The organism is Nonlabens xiamenensis, from assembly GCF_003865345.1.
Classification (GTDB): Bacteria; Bacteroidota; Bacteroidia; order Flavobacteriales; family Flavobacteriaceae; genus Nonlabens; species Nonlabens xiamenensis.
In genome coordinates this window covers 49555-68137 of sequence record NZ_RMVE01000002.1, presented here as the reverse complement: position 1 = coordinate 68137, position 18583 = coordinate 49555, and the positions used below count along the sequence as shown (strand labels likewise).

At 41.9% G+C, this 18583-nt stretch carries 16 protein-coding genes; 8 read left to right on the top strand and 8 right to left on the bottom strand.

What is annotated here, in order from left to right:
* Nucleotides 1–3: 3 nt before the first annotated feature.
* Nucleotides 4–525 (bottom strand): methyltransferase, encoded by a 522-nt coding sequence (locus EGM47_RS05285; protein ID WP_124979759.1) that lies wholly within the window; start codon nt 523–525, stop codon nt 4–6.
* 179 nt (nt 526–704) lie between these two features.
* Here EGM47_RS05285 and EGM47_RS05280 point away from each other — a divergent pair, with 179 nt between their 5' ends.
* The gene (locus EGM47_RS05280) at nt 705–2801 is read left to right on the top strand and encodes a M1 family metallopeptidase (RefSeq protein WP_124979758.1); all 2097 of its coding nucleotides are present in this window, start codon (nt 705–707) and stop codon (nt 2799–2801) included.
* A 23-nt stretch (nt 2802–2824) separates the two neighbouring features.
* Here the strand turns inward: EGM47_RS05280 and EGM47_RS05275 are convergent, their stop codons facing one another.
* Both EGM47_RS05275 and EGM47_RS05270 read right to left on the bottom strand, forming a co-directional pair.
* Nucleotides 2825–3343: a DUF7935 family protein gene (locus tag EGM47_RS05275; RefSeq protein ID WP_124979757.1), complete on the bottom strand. Its 519-nt coding sequence runs from the start codon at nt 3341–3343 to the stop codon at nt 2825–2827.
* 80 nt (nt 3344–3423) lie between these two features.
* The gene (locus EGM47_RS05270) at nt 3424–4974 is read right to left on the bottom strand and encodes an FMN-binding glutamate synthase family protein (RefSeq protein WP_124979756.1); all 1551 of its coding nucleotides are present in this window, start codon (nt 4972–4974) and stop codon (nt 3424–3426) included.
* A 254-nt stretch (nt 4975–5228) separates the two neighbouring features.
* Here EGM47_RS05270 and EGM47_RS05265 point away from each other — a divergent pair, with 254 nt between their 5' ends.
* The 3 genes from EGM47_RS05265 to recG all read left to right on the top strand — a co-directional run bounded on the left by EGM47_RS05265 (nt 5229) and on the right by recG (nt 10462).
* A complete protein-coding gene (locus EGM47_RS05265; protein ID WP_124979755.1) occupies nt 5229–7556 on the top strand; it encodes an ATP-dependent helicase in 2328 nt (775 codons plus the stop codon).
* Nucleotides 7557–7628: 72 nt separating this feature from the next.
* Nucleotides 7629–8225: an LURP-one-related/scramblase family protein gene (locus tag EGM47_RS05260; protein ID WP_124979754.1), complete on the top strand. Its 597-nt coding sequence runs from the start codon at nt 7629–7631 to the stop codon at nt 8223–8225.
* A 131-nt stretch (nt 8226–8356) separates the two neighbouring features.
* A complete protein-coding gene (gene recG, locus EGM47_RS05255; RefSeq protein ID WP_124979753.1) occupies nt 8357–10462 on the top strand; it encodes an ATP-dependent DNA helicase RecG in 2106 nt (701 codons plus the stop codon).
* Between the two features lie 85 nt (nt 10463–10547).
* On the opposite strand, the gene EGM47_RS05250 is transcribed toward recG, so the two are convergent.
* Nucleotides 10548–11090, bottom strand: a complete 543-nt coding sequence (locus EGM47_RS05250) for a porin family protein (RefSeq protein WP_124979752.1) — start codon at nt 11088–11090, stop codon at nt 10548–10550.
* A gap of 314 nt (nt 11091–11404) precedes the next feature.
* Between EGM47_RS05250 and EGM47_RS05245 the strand changes: the two genes are divergently transcribed.
* Together EGM47_RS05245 and EGM47_RS05240 are read left to right on the top strand one after the other, a co-directional pair.
* Nucleotides 11405–12868: a MoxR family ATPase gene (locus EGM47_RS05245; protein ID WP_124979751.1), complete on the top strand. Its 1464-nt coding sequence runs from the start codon at nt 11405–11407 to the stop codon at nt 12866–12868.
* A gap of 3 nt (nt 12869–12871) precedes the next feature.
* Nucleotides 12872–13747, top strand: a complete 876-nt coding sequence (locus EGM47_RS05240; protein ID WP_124979750.1) for a hypothetical protein — start codon at nt 12872–12874, stop codon at nt 13745–13747.
* A gap of 2 nt (nt 13748–13749) precedes the next feature.
* Here the strand turns inward: EGM47_RS05240 and EGM47_RS05235 are convergent, their stop codons facing one another.
* Nucleotides 13750–14517, bottom strand: a complete 768-nt coding sequence (locus EGM47_RS05235) for a thioredoxin family protein (RefSeq protein ID WP_240642292.1) — start codon at nt 14515–14517, stop codon at nt 13750–13752.
* 188 nt (nt 14518–14705) lie between these two features.
* Between EGM47_RS05235 and mazG the strand changes: the two genes are divergently transcribed.
* Both mazG and EGM47_RS05225 read left to right on the top strand, forming a co-directional pair.
* On the top strand, nt 14706–15479 hold the full coding sequence (gene mazG, locus EGM47_RS05230) for a nucleoside triphosphate pyrophosphohydrolase (RefSeq protein WP_124979749.1): 774 nt from the start codon (nt 14706–14708) through the stop codon (nt 15477–15479).
* Between the two features lie 20 nt (nt 15480–15499).
* A complete protein-coding gene (locus EGM47_RS05225; protein WP_124979748.1) occupies nt 15500–16207 on the top strand; it encodes a hypothetical protein in 708 nt (235 codons plus the stop codon).
* Nucleotides 16208–16303: 96 nt separating this feature from the next.
* Here the strand turns inward: EGM47_RS05225 and EGM47_RS05220 are convergent, their stop codons facing one another.
* From EGM47_RS05220 to purB, 3 genes are all read right to left on the bottom strand, one after another.
* A complete protein-coding gene (locus tag EGM47_RS05220) occupies nt 16304–16876 on the bottom strand; it encodes a hypothetical protein (RefSeq protein ID WP_124979747.1) in 573 nt (190 codons plus the stop codon).
* A 40-nt stretch (nt 16877–16916) separates the two neighbouring features.
* Entirely contained in the window at nt 16917–17072 is a 156-nt protein-coding gene (locus EGM47_RS05215; RefSeq protein WP_124979746.1) for a YqaE/Pmp3 family membrane protein, read from the bottom strand.
* A gap of 154 nt (nt 17073–17226) precedes the next feature.
* On the bottom strand, nt 17227–18567 hold the full coding sequence (purB, locus tag EGM47_RS05210) for an adenylosuccinate lyase (RefSeq protein WP_394341785.1): 1341 nt from the start codon (nt 18565–18567) through the stop codon (nt 17227–17229).
* Between the last annotated feature and the right edge of the window lie 16 nt (nt 18568–18583).

The window sequence follows — 18583 nt, the reverse complement described above, 5'->3', positions numbered from 1 at the left end:
TGTTCAGTGACGCTCACAATAGACCAGATAATACCTGGGAGTAAAGAGCCTGAGCAATGGGCGGAAACCAAGTCTGCCTACCGGGTGCGTAAACTTCAGCTGATCCACCACTTTCCAGCCTGCCTTTTCTAGAACATAGTCCAATTGCCAGGATTCAAATTCGTGATAATGTTGGTCTCTGACGTCATTTTTATTTCTGTAGGCGCTGGAAAACCATAATTTTAAAGGTACGCTAATGACCAAATGCTTACAAGGAATGGCTTGAATGGCCGTATAGGGACTGACCAAATGTTCAAAAATTTCAAAAGCGGTCACCACTTCTCCTTGAAAATTTCGGATGCGTTCTACGTCATCGTCTAAATCTTCTCCTGAGGTATTTTCCACACTATATCCAGCCTTTCGCATGATGTCAGAAAACGGATTAGATACCCCTAAATCCAAAATTGGCTGATGCGTGGAAATATGTTTTTGTAAAAATTCCAGGGTAATGCGGAAACGTTTATGGGGAAAGCTATTTTCGTACAAGGCCTACATTTATTTTACGAAAATACTTTTTATTCAATTGTCTGCCCAAGTCATACACTAATAAATCTATCCATTTAGAAACAGATAGGTATGACCAAGTAAATCCCATCAGGTTAATTAGCGTTAATGCATAGTTAGTGCTGGACAACTGCGGTATAACTTTTGTAATTTGCCCAGCTATGAAATGGATTTATCTATGGGCGATTTGCTCGAGCAGTATGCTCGGTGCCCAGAATATGGTCTCACAAACCGATGTATTGGATTTTCAACAGGCGCAGGTCTTTCTTGAATTGGATCCTAACTCCACTCAAGTAAAAGGAAGGGTCATTTATGATTTTAAAGTACTTCAAGATACCGACTCCTTTTTTCTGGATGCCAAAAACTTGATCGGGAATACCAGTAGGCTGGATGAACAGGAAATTCTTCCCATATATGACGGCAAAACCCTACAGTACGAGAGCAATCTTACTGCAGGTTCTTTACATCAATTGGAGCTGAGTTATACGGCATTTCCTTCCAAAGCGCTCTATCATGTGGATACCGATGGAGAATTGGGGTGGGATCAGGTTTGGACCCAAGGGCAAGGCAAGTATACCAGTAATTGGCTCCCCAGTCTCGATGACATGAAGGATAAAATCGTATGGAACCTCAGTATTGCGGCTCCCAAAAATCTCAAGGCTATTGCCAATGGCAAATTGGTTTCCAGACAGGATCAAGGAGAGTTTCAACAGTGGAATTACAGTATGGAGTTACCCATGTCCAGTTATTTAGTGGCTTTTGCGGTAGGTAATTATGCCTTTGAGCAACGCACGAGCACTACTGGTGTTCCTATCGAATTGTATTATTACCCTGATCAGTCTGATAAAGTCAGTGCTACCTATCGTTATTCGCGCGAAATCTTTGATTTTCTGGAACAGGAGATTGGCGTTGCTTATCCTTGGCAGAATTACAAGCAGGTGCCAGTCAAAGACTTTTTGTATTCAGGAATGGAGAATACCAGTCTAACTTTGTTTAACGACCAATTTCTTACGGACGATTTAGGCAGTAATGACCGCAGTTATGTCAATGTCAATGCGCACGAACTCGCCCATCAATGGTTTGGTAACCTGGTCACCGAGACCGATAGTAAACACCATTGGTTGCACGAGGGGTTTGCTAGCTACTATGCTTTGTTAGCAGAGCGCGAATTGTATGGCAACGCCTATTTCCAGGTCAAATTGTATGAATATGCAGAAGCTCTTAACGCCCAATCTTCCCAAAGTGCAACTACCGCTTTATTGGATCCGGCAGGCAGTACGCTAACTTATTATCAGCACGGCGCGTGGGCACTACATGCATTGCGAAATATGGTGGGGGAGGCCCGCTTTCGCGAAAGCGTATCCACTTACCTTCAACGTTATGCTTTCAAAAATGTGACTACCGATGATTTCTTACAGGTGGTGACTGAAGTTACAGGAAAAGACCTGACCAACTTTAAAAAGATATGGCTTACCGCCCCTGAATTCCCCACTGCAGAAGCGCTGGTGTTACTGCGTAAAGATCCGTTTATGGAGGCGTATCTTCAAGTGGCTTCCCGACGAGTGGTAGATTTTGACAAGGCATTCAACACTTATCAAGAAGTTCTGGAGCCACCGGTGGAGAAAGAATTGGTCAAAGAAGTCGTGGCACAATTAAGTGCTCACGAGGACCCTAGAAAATATGACTTATTGCGTAAGGCAATTCTTTTGGACCATTATGAGGTAAATCAGCTGATCGCCTTGTCGACGCCGGCAGTCAACGATGACAATCGGGATGTCATTAGGCAACTGTTGAGGGATCCTTCTTATGTAACTCGTGAGGCTGCACTCTTTTTGATGTGGAATGATGTAGATAACAAACGCACATTATTGGATGATGTGCGTGATTCCTGGCAACAATGGAATCCCAGCCTTCAGATGGCCTGGCGGGTACTGGCATTAAATTCACGCAATTACAAAAACAATGAGCTACTGGCTTTCATGAGCGAACTCCAATCCTACACTTCGCCCGAACAGTCGACTGAAACACGCACCGCTGCTTTTGAATATCTGATCAGCCTACGGGCGATGGGGCAACAAAATTATGTGGATCTGATCGATGCCAGTCTGCACCATGTCTGGCGATTTTACGAAGACTCCAGAAAGAAGTTGATCCAGCAATATCAGATACCCACTGAAAAAGCCTTGATCGATCAAGCTATCCGTTTATTGGGTAGTGAGGACCGAGCAAAAATTGAGAAAATTCTAGGGAAGAATTAAGTTTCGTTTATTGTGCGATCTGATTAAAATAGATCATTCACCTCTGACTTGAGAAAGCTGATCGCCGTAGAACTGGGTGATCTTTTATCCATGGTATCGTTGAGGATCACTTGTCGCAAACCATCTGCCGTAGTGACTTTATCGGTCATCGAGGCTTGTCTAATGGTCTGTATGGTTGTGTTTTTGGCGGCCCGTATGACATTCCAACATTCTTCACTTACATAAATCTGCTGGGCGATATTGTGTTCAAATTCCTGCTCTATGGCCGATATCAGCAATTGTTCGTAATCTTCCTTGGATTTGTTTCCCGACTTGGTGCGCACCACTAGACTGGTAGGTTTGATACGCTCCAAAAAAAGCACCAATCGTTCATAAGCGGCCATTCTAGTAGGCAAGGTTTTGCCTTGTGATTCCCGAACGGTAATAAATCGTCTACGCTTTTCTTCATTCTTCATAAAAGCATAGAGGAAATAATAAGCAATGGTCCCGACGATAAAAGCGGGCAATAAGGTTTGAAAAATGATAAAGGCGGTATCTTGCATGGGTATTTCCGTTGGGTGTTCTATTCAGTTCAAAGTTCCAAAAATAACAGGTTAATTCATTCTGGCATGATCTAGCGGACTTATTTTCCGCCCAGATGAGGGCAATTGGCCAAAGAACGCATATTGTCAAAAGGAACTGGTGTTTTTTGATATTTGTAAGTATGTTCCAGGGTTTGGCTCATATTCATATCTCCAATACTTACATCCACGTCTCTCATATCAAATTGGCAAGGATGTTCATATCCAGCGGCATGGGTGATCTCTAACAGTTCTTTGTTGAATTTTTTAAAATAATTGGCCAGGCGTTCGGCTTTTTCAGGGACTACAATACCTCGTTGTAGCCATTTGTTTTGGGTAGCTATACCAGTAGGACAAGAGTTGTTGTGACATGCCTTGGCCTGGATACAGCCTATGGAAATCATGGCCTCCCGAGCTACATTGATCAGATCAGCGCCCATGGAAAAGGCCATCGCAGCCTTGGCAGGAAAGCCCAATTTTCCAGAAGCGATAAACACCAGATCATCCGTCATCTGTCGCTGCTGGAATACCTGATAAACATCTTTAAATCCGTACACCCAGGGCAAGGAAACGTGGTCGGCAAAACTAGGTGGTGCCGCACCAGTTCCTCCCTCACCGCCATCAACTGTAATAAAGTCAGGACCTTTTCCCGTCTTATGCATAATATCGGCCAGTTCTTCCCATTGTTCAAGTTTACCGATAGCTGCTTTTATACCTGTGGGAAGCCCAGTCTCCTGAGCGATACGTTCTACAAAATCAACCAATCCGTCGATGCCATTAAATGCAGAATGGTTGGGAGGAGAAAGTACATCTTTACCCAAGGGGACATCGCGTATCTCGCTGATTTCTTTAGTGATTTTGGAGCCCGGTAACACACCGCCTTTACCAGGTTTGGCTCCTTGAGATAGCTTGACCTCAATCGCCCTTATTTGTGGATGATCATTAACCAGTTGTTTGAGCTTTTCCATGGAGAAATTACCATCCTCGTCCCGTACCCCAAAATAACCAGTTCCAAAATGAAAAACCACATCGGCCCCTCGTTTATGGTAGGGGGAAAGTCCGCCTTCTCCAGTATTGTGATAGGCCTGTGCCAAACGTGCACCGTTATTCATCGCATCAATGGCTTTGGCGCTCAAACTACCGTAGCTCATGGCCGATATATTGATAATACTAGAAGGTCGGTACGGTCTTTTTCTCTTTTTGGGTCCGCCGATGAGCTTTGCACATGGCAGGAATTCAGGTTGTGCATGGGTGACATGATCGGATTCCACCTTAAACGGAATCATCGCATTATTGATAAATATATACTGATGGGAATAGATATCCCGATCTGTACCAAAACCTTCGTAGTTGTTTTCATTTTTGGCACTAGCATAGATCCAACCGCGCTCTATCCGGTTAAAAGGTAATTCTTCGCGGTTGTTGGCGACGATATATTGGCGCAATTCGGGACCAATACTCTCCAGCCAATACCTAAAATGCCCCACGACTGGAAAATTGCGTAAAATCGTGTGCTTCTTGTTGAAAATATCATAAATCGCCACCAGTACAACAAATATCAGGAGGTACCAATACCAATCCAGCTGGGTGACAAATTCCCAAATCTTTTCCATAATTAATTTTAAAAGCTTAAAAATACAATACTTGAGTGATGTCTCATGGGGGCAGGTTTAATTTTTTAGAGCAAGCCTTATGATCCTGTGTTGAGGAGTTGTTTTGATCTCGCTTTCGCGAAAGCGAGATTTAACAATAATCGTCCCATGGCATTCATCCCTGAAATGTGGATAAAACAAGCGGAAAGCAGGTACTAAAACCAAGGTCAAAAGCTGTACAAGGCTTATCTTTATCCCTGGAAAAACAAGCTATTTTGGAGGATTTTATTTCGCAACTTAACGAGGCCCAACGCGCACCTGTATTACAAAAAGAAGGACCTATGATTGTTATTGCCGGTGCAGGATCCGGTAAGACCAGGGTATTGACTATACGCATCGCTTATCTGATGCAACAAGGGGTGGATCCGTTTAATATTTTGGCTCTCACCTTTACCAATAAAGCCGCTAGGGAGATGAAAAAGCGTATTGGGGATATCGTTGGGGTTAGCGAAACCAAGAACTTGTGGATGGGTACCTTTCACTCGGTTTTTGCCAGGTTACTGCGTATGGAGGCTGACAAGCTTGGATATCCGTCTAATTTTACAATTTATGACTCTCAGGATTCCCAACGCTTAGTAAGCGCAATCATCAAAGAAATGGGGCTGGATAAAGACGTCTATAAATATAAACAGATCCATAATCGTATTTCTTCCTTAAAAAACAGTCTCATTACCGTTCGTGCCTATTATAACGATGCCGACTTACAGGAAGCTGATGCCATGGCAAGGAGACCTAGGTTTGGAGAAATCTATAAAGAATATGTAGAGCGCTGTTTTAAGGCTGGAGCGATGGACTTTGATGACCTGCTACTTAAAACCAACGAATTACTCAATCGCTTTCCCGATGTATTGGCCAAATACCAACATCGTTTCCAATACATCTTGGTGGACGAGTATCAGGATACCAACCATTCTCAGTATTTGATCGTTAAAGCCTTGTCGGACAAGTTTCAAAATATTTGTGTGGTGGGTGATGACGCCCAATCGATCTACGCCTTCCGAGGTGCCAATATCAATAATATTCTCAATTTCCAGCGTGATTATGATGAGGTCAAGGCGTACAGACTGGAGCAAAATTATCGTTCTACCAAAAATATTGTCGAGGCGGCCAATTCCATCATTGAGCACAATAAAACCAAACTTGACAAAGTAGTTTGGACCGCCAATACTGATGGGCCCAAGATTATCGTGCACCGTTTGATGAGCGATGCCGAAGAAGGTAGATATGTCGCGAGCTCAATTTTTGAAAACAAGATGCAACACCAATTGGACAATAGCCAATTTGCCATTTTGTACCGTACCAATGCACAATCCCGTGCCATGGAAGATGCCTTGCGCAAAAAAGATATTCCTTATCGTATTTACGGCGGACTCAGCTTTTATCAGCGTAAGGAAGTCAAGGATGTACTGGCCTACCTGAGGCTGATCATTAATCCCAAGGATGAGGAAGCGCTAAAACGGGTCATTAATTATCCCGCGCGCGGAATCGGAAGTACCACCATGGATCGCTTGATCGTAGCCGCCAAACATTACGACCGCAGTATCTTTGAAGTGATAGAAAACATCGATAGGGTAGATGCCGGTATCAGCAGTTCAATCAAGACCAAGCTCAAGAATTTTGTAACCATGATCAAGAGCTTTCAGGCCCTTGAAGAAGAACAGAATGTTTTTGAGCTGACCGAATACGTTATCAAGAAGAGCGCCTTGCTGACCGAATTGAAAAAGGACGGGTCTCAGGAAGGTATTTCTCGTATCGAAAACATTGAAGAGTTGTTGAATGGTATGCGTGATTTTGTGGATGGACAGAAAGAGGTTGCCGATGCACGTGGCGCGCTGGCCGAATTTCTGGAAGATGTAGCGCTGGCTACAGATATGGATAAGGATACCGGTGATGAGGATCGGGTTTCTCTGATGACAGTGCACCTCTCCAAGGGACTCGAATTTCCCTATCTCTATATAGTTGGAATGGAAGAGGATTTGTTCCCCAGCGGTATGAGTATGAATACCAGGGAGGAATTAGAGGAAGAACGCCGACTCTTCTACGTGGCGCTGACCAGGGCAGAGCATCAGGCTTACCTGACTTATACCTTGAGCCGTTACCGTTGGGGAAAATTGGTTGATGCAGAGCCTAGCCGTTTTATTACAGAAATTGACGACCAATATCTGGAGTACACCACACCGCCAGATGAATATCGATACAAAAGCGCTTTGTCTGATCACCTTTGGGATGAACCTGATAAGTCCAAGCTTAGACAGACCAAACCCAAAAACGGTACGCCGCCCAGTGTGAATAAACCCACAGAGGACCAAATTCGCAAATTGCGCAAAATGCGACCGGTCAACCGAGCAGGTAGCTCTAGCGCGCCAGCAGGATTTGAAGGAGATCTCAAGCCGGGAATGAAAGTGGAACACGCCAGGTTTGGACAAGGTACAGTGGTAGGATTGGAAGGTGTAGGAGGAGAAAAGAAAGCGGAAATCAATTTCAAAGTCGGCGGACTCAAAAAATTGCTGTTGAGGTTTGCCAAGTTGGAACTACTGGACTAGAATTAGCAACTTACGGATCATTCCGCTTTCGCGAAAGCGAAAAAAAACTAAATTTGCCATCAAATTTCACCCATGCTCAACCTTCAATATCCCATTAGATTTTCTTTTAAGATTACGACCTTAAGCAATGACTTTACCGCCAAAAACGCTTCTGGCCAAACCATAGCTTATGTCAAACAAAAGATGTTCAAGCTGAAGGAGGCGATTACTATTTATAGCGATGAAAGTAAATCCAAAGTCCTGTTTACCATCAAGGCTAATAAATGGTTGGATTTCAGTGCGGCTTACTCGATGTTTGATGCTAATGGCAACGAGATTGGTAAGATCGCCAGAAAGGGCTGGCGCAGCATGTGGAAAGCCGAATACGATATTGTAGACCAAAATAATAATCCGCAGTACAAGGTTCAGGAAGCCAATGCCTGGGTGCGTGTTGCAGATTCTATGGTAGGCGAGATACCTGTTTTAGGCTTCTTTACAGGATATATGTTTAACCCGACCTATAATGTGACCAACAAGGCTGGACAAATTGTAGTTAAACTCAAAAAACAAGCTTCTTTCTTTGGAAAGGAATTTGAATTGGTCAAAACGGCAGATATTGACGAGGACGATAAGGAGCGCGTTATGCTGGGGCTGATGATGATGATTTTGTTGGAACGACGCAGAGGTTAGTCTTTTCACCAGTAAATAGTTAGAACATGTTTTGCCCAAGATTTCAGGAGTCTTGTGGGTACATTTATGACTATTGGTTATTCGCTGGATAGCTGTTACCTTTGGTCGTATCGCTAAAACAACCTGTAGCATTGCCACTAAACTTCCTATCCACTCCCATTGACTATTTATCTGGCGTAGGACCGGAACGGGCCAAATTGTTGCGCAATGAGCTGCATATACAGACATATGGCGACTTGGCCAATTTGTTCCCCCATCGATACATTGATAAAACTAAATATTACAAGGTCAATCAATTAGTTCCCGAAGCTGGCCAAGTCCAGGTAATAGGTAAAATCATCAACGTCAAAACAGCAGGTACTGGAAAGTCCACCCGTCTGGTAGCCACTTTTGCCGACGATTCTGGAAGAATGGAATTGGTTTGGTTCCGCAGTCAGAAGCAAATCCGGGAGATGTTGAAAATCAATGAACCCTATGTAGCTTTTGGCAAAGTAGCCCGATATGGTGCGCAATACAGTATGGCGCATCCTGAACTCGAGTTGCTCAGAGACCATAAAAGCAGGAAAAGGAGCGCGATGACGCCCATCTATCCCAGCACAGAAACCTTGTCCAAACGCAAGATTACCAATACCTACATCGTCAAACTAATGAGACGATTGTACAGTGAGATCCACGGATCATTTGTAGAGACACTGCCCACCCATTTGTTGGAAGCCATGCGGTTGATGCCTAAAAACGAGGCCATGGTAGAAATTCACTTTCCTTCCTCTCAGGAAAAATTGCAAGCCTCTATTTACCGACTCAAATTTGAAGAGCTTTTTTTTATTCAAATGGAATTATTAATTCAAAATAGGGTGCGCAAAACAAAGATCAAAGGCTATGTTTTTGATCGAGTCGGTGAACATTTCAACAATTTTTTTCAGCAACATTTACCCTTTGAATTGACAGGTGCGCAAAAAAGAGTAGTTAAAGAGATAAGGTCAGATCTGGGTACAGGATCCCATATGAATCGGTTGCTTCAAGGAGATGTCGGCTCTGGCAAGACCATCGTAGCTCTACTCACGTGTTTGCTAGCTATTGATAATGGGTTTCAGGCCTGTATCATGGCACCTACCGAGATATTGGCACAACAGCATTACACGGGCGTAGCCGAGCTATTGGCAGGTACTGAAATTGAGGTGGCTTTGCTTACAGGTTCTGTGAGTAAAAAAGATCGTAAACCCATCCATGAAGCGCTGGAAGAGGGAAGTCTGCATATTTTGATTGGAACCCACGCATTAATTGAAGATAAAGTGCAATTTGCTAATTTAGGAATGGCGATTGTGGATGAGCAACATCGATTTGGCGTAGCCCAACGAGCCAAGTTGTGGAAAAAGAATGACCTGCCACCGCATATTTTGGTGATGACTGCGACCCCCATCCCGCGTACCTTAGCGATGAGTCTATATGGAGATTTAGATATTTCAGTCATTGATGAATTACCTCCCGGACGTAAAGAGATCAAAACAGTACACAGGTATGATAAAAACAGATTAGCTGTTTTTGCCTTTATACGCGACGAGATAAAAAAAGGCCGACAAATATATATGGTGTATCCCCTGATCGAGGAATCGGCTACCCTGGATTACAAAGATCTTCAAGACGGTTACGAAAGTGTGGTGAGGGAATTTCCACTGCCCGAATATAGGGTCAGTATTGTTCACGGTCGTATGAAACCAGAAGACAAGGATTATGAGATGGAAAGGTTTGTGAAGGGAGAAACGCAGATTATGGTGGCTACTACGGTAATCGAGGTTGGGGTCAATGTGCCCAACGCCAGTGTAATGATCATTGAGAGTGCCGAGCGTTTTGGCTTATCCCAATTGCATCAATTAAGAGGTAGAGTAGGTCGTGGTGCCGATCAGAGTTATTGTATTTTGATGACAGGTCATAAATTGAGCACAGAATCGAAAACTCGCCTAGAAACAATGGTGTCAACTACAGATGGGTTTGAAATTGCCGAGGTAGATCTCAAGCTCAGAGGACCAGGAGACTTGATGGGTACCCGTCAGAGTGGCGTCATGTCTTTAAGACTGGCAGATATCATAAAAGACAACCAGATACTTGCCCACGCCCGTGAAGTGGCCAAAGGTCTGTTGCATGAAGATCCCCAATTACAGTCCCGACAACATGCTAATGTCAAACGGGTGATGCAATTCCTTCAAAACAAAAAGGGATTGTGGAAGTATATCAGTTAAATACTAGCAATTAATTAAGGATTTGCCTCACAAGAAGTAGGTGACCATTCTTCTCCAAGTTAATTAGGCTTCTATTTACGTCAATTTAAAAGGAGAATTCGGTGGAGAGCATGATTACTCGTCCTAACAATTGATTCTGAAAACTTGATTGCGTAAAATCGGTTAATTCCACGCGATTATAAAAAGAGGTATTAAGAATATTGTTGGCGGTCAAATTGATATTCCAATCTCCCGTTGGTGAAGTATAACGAAAATTAAAATCCATAAAATGAATACGATCGGACTGATTACCCAAGTTGGGATCAAAATAATTGGAAGTTAGACTGGAAGTAAAGGACTTTTTAAGTTTCAGAATCAATTTGGTATTGTAATTCAAGGTGCGGAACTGGGTTGCATCATTATCAAATCTTGATTCTGTATAGTTGTAGATCAATTCGTTACTTAAGTTGATAGGGAAACCAAAACTGGTATTCCATTCCAGGCTTGAGTTGAGATTATACAATTCATTGTCGCGAAGATCTGAATTGTTAATGATGTTGAAGTATTGCAAATAACTTCCATTTAAACTCAATTGGATATTAGACGAGACAGGATCAAAGTATTTTTTAATCGAAAAATTCGAACTCAAATTTTTACTTCCTGCTGCCAGAAAGAATGATCGGTTGAAAATATTATCTTCATCGTATTGGATGTCTTGAAAATAAGCACCTTTGGTCTGTATGTATTGAAGACCAGCATTTCAATTTAACTGTTTGAAGAGGTTGTTGTGGTAAAATATCAATCATTATTCAATTTTTGAAGGGAAATTCTCATGAAGAGTTTCTGGGGAAAACGTTTTTCCAGGTTTTGACATGTCAGTGGAAACACAATCGTTAAATCATTCTTTAATTATTGCCTGCCAGCCTGCCGAATCGTACTTTGTACTCAAATATTGCGGCGTATATGGACATCACAACAATCAAGACCCTGGGAGAATTAAAAGCTTCTGACTGGACCTCCAGATCCATCAAGGACGAACTCAGAAGTAATCTGATTAAAAATATAGAACAGGACGTTAATTCTTTTGAGGGCATTCACGGGTATGAAAATTCGGTTATTCCTGAACTTGAACGGGCCATCTTATCCAAACACAATATTAATTTATTGGGATTAAGGGGACAGGCCAAAACCAGATTGGCCCGTTTGATGACTGGATTGTTGGATGAATATATTCCCTATGTCCAAGGCAGTGAAATCCATGATGATCCTTATCATCCTATTTCACGTACCGCTCGTGAACTTATCGGTGAACAGGGTTATCAGACGCCCATTGCCTGGTTGCACCGGGACGACCGATTTTTTGAAAAACTGGCCACCCCAGATGTTACCGTGGCTGATCTCATTGGTGATATAGATCCCATTAAGGCGGCTCGGCTCAAATTGAGTTATGCAGACGATCGTGTGATCCATTACGGAATGATCCCCAGGGCCAATCGATGTATTTTTGTAATCAATGAACTTCCGGATTTGCAGGCGCGCATTCAGGTAGCGCTATTCAATATACTTCAGGAAGGAGATATTCAGATCAGGGGATTTAAACTCAGATTGTCTTTGGATATGCAGTTTATATTTACCGCCAATCCTGAAGATTATACCAATAGAGGAAGTATTGTTACTCCACTCAAAGACCGGATCGGATCGCAAATATTAACCCATTATCCGACCAGTATCGATATCGCCAAAACCATTACCCAACAAGAGGCCAAAAGTGACGAGCGTACCCAAGAAAAAGTTTACGTTCCTGAATTGGCCAAAGACCTGCTGGAACAAATCAGTTTTAGTGCTAGGGAAAGCGAATACGTAGATGAAAAAAGTGGGGTAAGTGCACGGCTAAGTATCACTGCTTATGAAAACTTACTCAGTGCCGCCGAAAGAAGAGCTCTGATGAACGGTGATCAAAAAACTAAAGTGAGATTTTCTGATTTCATAGGTGTGATTCCTGCGGTGACCGGCAAAATCGAACTCGTTTATGAAGGGGAGCAGGAGGGAGCTGCGTTTGTTGCTCAAGAACTGATTGGGGCGGCGACCAAAACATTGTTTCCTCAGTATTTCCCTGAAATTAAGAAACTGGTCAAAGCCAATGAGGAAACGCCCTATGACAAGTTAATTGAGTGGTTTTTTCAAAACGATGGATTGGAATTACTCGATGAACTAAATGAAGCAGATTATATTGCTTTGTTAGAACAGGTGGAGCCTTTGGAAGATTTGGTCCAAAAGTACCAGCCAGAAACTCTGGCTATTGATCGTGATTTTATGAAGGAATTCATACTTTGGTCGCTGGTTGAATTTGATAAACTCAGTAAAAAACGTTTTACGCAAGGATATCAATTCAATGATCTTTACAGTGATTTTGTCAAAGGAATTTAATACATGAAGAATTTTATATGGGGTCTGACGGCTGGTTTATGCTTGATGGCATGTAGATCTGAATCTGAAAAAATTGCAGAGGAAGATCCAAAAGAATTGGCCGAAGTTGAACAAATAGCTTTTGATCTAGAAGAAGCTTTTAACACCTATCAACCCTACGAAATCAAATCAATATTTGATCCGTCACTATTTGCCTGGCGATTGGGAAATGATTTTAAAAACCTGACGCCTACAGATCGTCAATTAGGCTACAGCGTTTTTGACAGTAGATTTGATGCGCTGATTGATGAGAGTATGATGATTTTGCGAGAAGGGAATATGGAAGCAACACTCTTTGATATTCATCAAAAGGATCAAGTGTATCGCCTTAATTATGCTTTCAACAATCGGGAGAATAACAAAGTCTACGATCATCTAACTGTGTATCTGGACAAAAATCGCGACCAGGAATGGAAAATTGTTAATATTTACAATGTTTTCTACGGATTCAGTTACGGTCAAATGATGAAAGAGTACGTTGATCGTTATGTGATTTCCGGTTCACGCGGACGGATGAGAGAGTTGGAGAATTCAAGTATAATTCGAGACAGAAGCTTGCGTATGGCCTTGGATTCCTCTGCTGAGCAAGCTTATGAGCTTATTAAAACCTTGCCTAATCATCATCAGAAACAATCTATTTTTGCTTTTTCTAGACTAAGGATTGCTGCTTTAGTATCCGACAGTTTATTAGTTGAAGAATTGGATTGGATGAGGCAAGTAACTCCTAATGAGCAGAGTAGAATTGCGTATGATTGCCGATCTTTGGCCCTTTCAGGTGCTGATGAGGATCGGCAGAAAGAATGCCAGAATCGCCTGGAGGAGCTTTTACGTTCGCTCTAAGTTTATTCTGTTGCCAGTTTATCTAATAGCTCATCAATGATTCCAGTGAAATCACCATTTTTCTGAGCGTGGCGTTTGGCTTTAAGTGCGGCTTTTTTAGCTTGTGCGTTTTGGTTAAGTTTATAAAGCAAATGAGCCTTTGTCTCCAGGTTGGAGGTAAAAGTTTCTAGTTCTATCGAGCGGTTGGCCAACACCAGCGCACAATTTAAATCTTTTTCTTCGCTAAGGTTTTGGTAAATCTTCCAGGCCAACTCATTCAATTGATGGGGAGCATACCACAGTGTTTCCAGGTTTTTTACGGAGAGTTTTTCATGTGCACCGGCCACCAATTCATATTGGGATGGTTTTCCCTTATAGGCCAATCGATCTCCACTTACTTTCATGCGATCATGTCGCTCGATCATTTTGACCAAATCCTCGCGTTTCATCACACTACCGCTTTGTCCCAGTTTGCGTCCGTTTTTGATAAAAAAATAGGTAGGGATACTATTCACCCTTAAGATGTCATCGGTTTTATTGTCGTCTGTATTCATCTTATAAATCTTCACATTGACCGATGGGTCCTCAGCGATTGATTTCATGACAGGAGCCATATAGCGACAGGGGCCACACCAGGGTGCTGTAAAATATAGGAGCTTGACCTGATCATCTTCCACCATAACGGTTTCTTCCATTTGCTCGTCAGTTATATAGTCTTGTGCAGTAGCCGTCATTAGAAAGAGTGAACAACTTATAAGAAATAAAATACGCATATTGTCAATTTTAATCATGGACCTACTAATTTTATGCCAGACTAAGATTTTGTGGACTTCGCTTTCGCGAAAGCGATAAGACCAATACTCTTGTTCAAACAGGCTTGTAAAAATAGATCAGCTCAAAGTGACAAGATAATAAGCCTGACGCAGAATATAACGCTGCCGTTGGCTAAATATGCAGCAAATCAAAAAAGGATGGATGTATGAACGATAGAAAAGAACAATTGGCAGCGCTGGATCGCCTGTTGACCATTATGGATGAGCTGCGAGAGCAATGCCCTTGGGACCGCAAACAGACTCTGGAGTCCTTGAGGCACCTGACGATTGAAGAAACCTATGAATTGGGTGATGCTATTTTAGACAAGGATATGGAAGAGATCCCCAAAGAGTTGGGTGATTTATTACTACATATAGTGTTTGATGCCAAAATAGGATCGGAAACAAAAGATTTTGACATCGCCAGTATCGCCCATGGGATTTGTGATAAACTTATCTCACGACACCCCCATATCTATGGCGACGTTAAAGTTGCCGATGAAGAAGAGGTCAAAGCCAATTGGGAAGCTTTGAAATTAAAAGAAGGTAAGAAAAGTGTTTTGGAAGGTGTTCCACGATCGCTGCCTGCCTTGGTAAAAAGTTCCCGCATTCAGGACAAAGTGGCGGGAGTAGGTTTTGACTGGGAACGCCCCGAACAAGTCCGTGAAAAGTTGGAAGAAGAATTAGGCGAATTGGAAGAAGAAGTTCGCACCGGGAATAAGGACCAGATTGAAGCCGAATTTGGTGATGTGTTGTTTTCCCTTGTCAATTATGGTAAACACCTGGGCGTTAATCCAGAAGATGCCTTGGAACGCACCAATAAAAAATTTATCAAACGCTTTCAATACTTGGAACAACAAGCCAAGGCTTTGGGAAAAGACTTAAAAGATATGACACTGGCCGAGATGGATGTGTTCTGGGAAGAAGCCAAAAAGCATTGACCAATACCACACCGACTGCCATGAACAAAAACTTACTGAATAAGTTATTTTCCCAGAGGAATGTGTTGAAAAGCTCGAGTCCTCCAGTTTTTTCTGTTCATTTTACTGGAGTGATTTATATAGGGGCCATGCTCATCTATATTTTTCATGATTTTTTAAACCTGGATCAATTAACCGTAGTCCTATGGATGGTGATGTTTTATTTTGTACGTTGGTGTATTTTAAAAGTCTTACAGAATGAATACAGGAAATACGGATTTGCTGAGCCCAAAGGATCACCTGTAGATCAATTGGATCTGTCTTTGATCACTACACGGAATTGGTTCCTTCAGTTGATCTTAATACTTGGCGGATTTCTAATCATTGCGATCGCATTGACTATGATTGTATCTCTGGAAGATGTTTTCTCATTTTTAGTAGGTGTAGGTCTATTGTTAATTGGCCTTCAAGTGATGTGTGATGGGTGGAGCAAAGACATCATCACCCGACAAATCGTTGTTGTCTATCCAGAAAGGTTGGTGTTTCAAAAGAAAGATAGTGAAGATGTTCACGTGTTTTATAAGGATCTACGAGAAATTAAAATTGGCGCCGAATACCTGGGCTTTTTTCCAAAACAGGGTAAAATGGAACGTCTAGAACCATGGAAATTCTCTGACCAAGCGCAGCGAAAACTAGCCTCTCGATTAATGAAGCACAATGATGAAATTAAGGTTTCCAGGTATCAATGATCTCAAAATGCTTGGTAATCAATTTCAAACCCTAAAATCGGTCATAAAAAAAGCTCCTTTCAAAGGAGCTTTTTCGATAAATCCTAATACTTATAATTAATCTTTGTAGATCACTTTGGCAGATGAAATACTTTCATTCAGATCGTTCATACTTTTCACATACATATTGTTGCTATTAAATACACGATCTGGTTTTTCACCTACGATAATATATTGCACATCTAAATCTGGCGCATTTATCATTATTTGGTCTTGCTTACGAATGGTTTTGTCTTCCAGATCCGTATCATTTGATTCTAAAGTTGAAATGACATACAATCTGTTTTTGGAAGCTCTTACCTCTTGAATGTCCAAGTCGTGATCCGTACCAGAAACTTCTGCCTCGACAGTCAATGTTCTTTCGTTTTTGTCTCCTGGCATATCAAAATCAATAACTGGAACTTCTATTTCTTCTTCTTCCATGACTACGACCAGTTTCGGGACTTCGACCATTTTGGTAGTGGTACTTACATCCACATCCATCCATTCTACATCGTATTCTGGTAAATTACCTGCTTCAGCCTCTACGTCCACATCCAATTCTGGAAGTTCGCCGCTTTCTTCTTTTTTCACATCACAACTGGTCATCATTGCTACCAGTGCAAAAATTGATAATATCTTAATTTTCATAATAATTGATTGTTTTAAGGTTTGTTATTAAAATAAATTTTTATTTGGAGGTCACATAAAAAGCATGGATTACTCCAGGTAGCCATCCCAACAAAGTCAAAATGACGTTGATGATAAAATCCTTTCCGATTCCCTTACTAAGAGCCACGCCCAAAGGTGGAAGAAGGATGTTTAAAATAATCGTTAAAATTCCCATATTCTGTTTTTTAGTTGACTGCAATCTAGGAATACAGGTAGGTTTTTTCCTTAATTATATGCGAATTATATTCCCTTTAACTTAAATTAGGAGTAAAAAAACTCCCAAAGACCTTTAATCTTTGGGAGTTCGAATAATTTTATAAAAACATCGATTAAATACCGGTAAAGCTACGCGGACTGATCGCACGCATTTCTTGCTTTATGGATTCATCCACATGAAGGTTGTCTATAAATCTAGCAATACTGTCACCTGTAATTTTTTCATTTGTGCGGGTCAATTCTTTTAAGGCTTCATAAGGATTGGGGTATGCCTCACGTCTTAAAATGGTTTGGATAGCTTCAGCGACTACCGCCCAATTGTTTTCCAAGTCTTCTGCAATCTTTTCTTCATTGAGCAATAATTTACCTAAACCTTTTAAAGTGGCTTTAAAAGCCAGTACAGTATGAGCAATGGGAACACCAACATTGCGCAGAACGGTAGAGTCGGTCAGGTCTCTTTGTAATCTGGAAATGGGTAGTTTGGCTGACAAATGCTCAAATAGTGCGTTGGCAATCCCCAGATTTCCTTCAGAATTTTCAAAATCAATTGGATTGACTTTGTGGGGCATGGCACTGGAACCTATTTCTCCTTTTTTGATCTTTTGCTTGAAATAATCCATGGAAATATAGGTCCATATATCCCGATCCAGATCTATGAGTATGGTATTGATACGCTTTAAGGTATCAAAAAGAGACGCCATATGGTCATAATGCTCTATCTGCGTGGTAGGAAAGCTGTGTTTTAAGCCCAGACGGTTTTCGACAAAATCCTCTCCAAAATGTTGCCAATTGATCTGTGGATACGCCACGTGATGCGCATTGTAGTTTCCGGTGGCTCCACCAAATTTCGCCGCATGCTGCACCCGATCTAACATTTCCAACTGCTCCTCCAATCGGACGACAAACACATAAAATTCTTTCCCCAGTCGGGTAGGGGATGCAGGTTGTCCGTGTGTACGTGCAAGTAGTGGAATTTCCTTCCATGCTATGGCCAATTGATTCAAAGATTCCTTGAGATTATCCAGTTCCGGAAGATACACTGCGTCAATGGCATCCTTAATGGATAACGGGATAGCAGTATTGTTTACATCCTGAGAAGTAAGCCCAAAATGTATAAATTCCTTGTGTTTTTCCAAACCCAATTCGTCAAACTTCTGTTTTAGAAAATACTCTACTGCCTTGACATCATGGTTGGTGACTTTTTCAATGTCCTTAATGGCTTGCGCATGGGAGTCATTAAATTCTCTGTACAAAGCCCGCAACTGATCTTCCTTATCCTCGGACAGAGGCTGTAGCTGTGGGATGCCACTTTCGCTTAAAGCGATAAAATATTCGACTTCCACAAGTACGCGATAACGTATCAAAGCAGATTCTGAAAAAAAGTCAGCGAGGCGATCAACCTTGGAACGATAACGTCCGTCGATAGGTGAAATAGCTTGTAAAGCAGTAGGCATAATTGTGGCTTTAAAG

What these genes read in the sequence shown, in the direction of transcription:
- EGM47_RS05215 (WP_124979746.1), bottom strand. Translation starts at nt 17,072, where the DNA reads ATGGGAATTTTAACGATTATTTTAAACATCCTTCTTCCACCTTTGGGC.
- EGM47_RS05240 (WP_124979750.1), top strand. Translation starts at nt 12,872, where the DNA reads ATGAAGAATTTTATATGGGGTCTGACGGCTGGTTTATGCTTGATGGCA.
- EGM47_RS05220 (WP_124979747.1), bottom strand. Translation starts at nt 16,876, where the DNA reads ATGAAAATTAAGATATTATCAATTTTTGCACTGGTAGCAATGATGACC.
- EGM47_RS05280 (WP_124979758.1), top strand. Translation starts at nt 705, where the DNA reads ATGAAATGGATTTATCTATGGGCGATTTGCTCGAGCAGTATGCTCGGT.
- EGM47_RS05275 (WP_124979757.1), bottom strand. Translation starts at nt 3,343, where the DNA reads ATGCAAGATACCGCCTTTATCATTTTTCAAACCTTATTGCCCGCTTTT.
- EGM47_RS05260 (WP_124979754.1), top strand. Translation starts at nt 7,629, where the DNA reads ATGCTCAACCTTCAATATCCCATTAGATTTTCTTTTAAGATTACGACC.
- EGM47_RS05225 (WP_124979748.1), top strand. Translation starts at nt 15,500, where the DNA reads ATGAACAAAAACTTACTGAATAAGTTATTTTCCCAGAGGAATGTGTTG.
- mazG (WP_124979749.1), top strand. Translation starts at nt 14,706, where the DNA reads ATGAACGATAGAAAAGAACAATTGGCAGCGCTGGATCGCCTGTTGACC.
- EGM47_RS05270 (WP_124979756.1), bottom strand. Translation starts at nt 4,974, where the DNA reads ATGGAAAAGATTTGGGAATTTGTCACCCAGCTGGATTGGTATTGGTAC.
- EGM47_RS05245 (WP_124979751.1), top strand. Translation starts at nt 11,405, where the DNA reads ATGGACATCACAACAATCAAGACCCTGGGAGAATTAAAAGCTTCTGAC.
- EGM47_RS05235 (WP_240642292.1), bottom strand. Translation starts at nt 14,517, where the DNA reads ATGATTAAAATTGACAATATGCGTATTTTATTTCTTATAAGTTGTTCA.
- purB (WP_394341785.1), bottom strand. Translation starts at nt 18,567, where the DNA reads ATGCCTACTGCTTTACAAGCTATTTCACCTATCGACGGACGTTATCGT.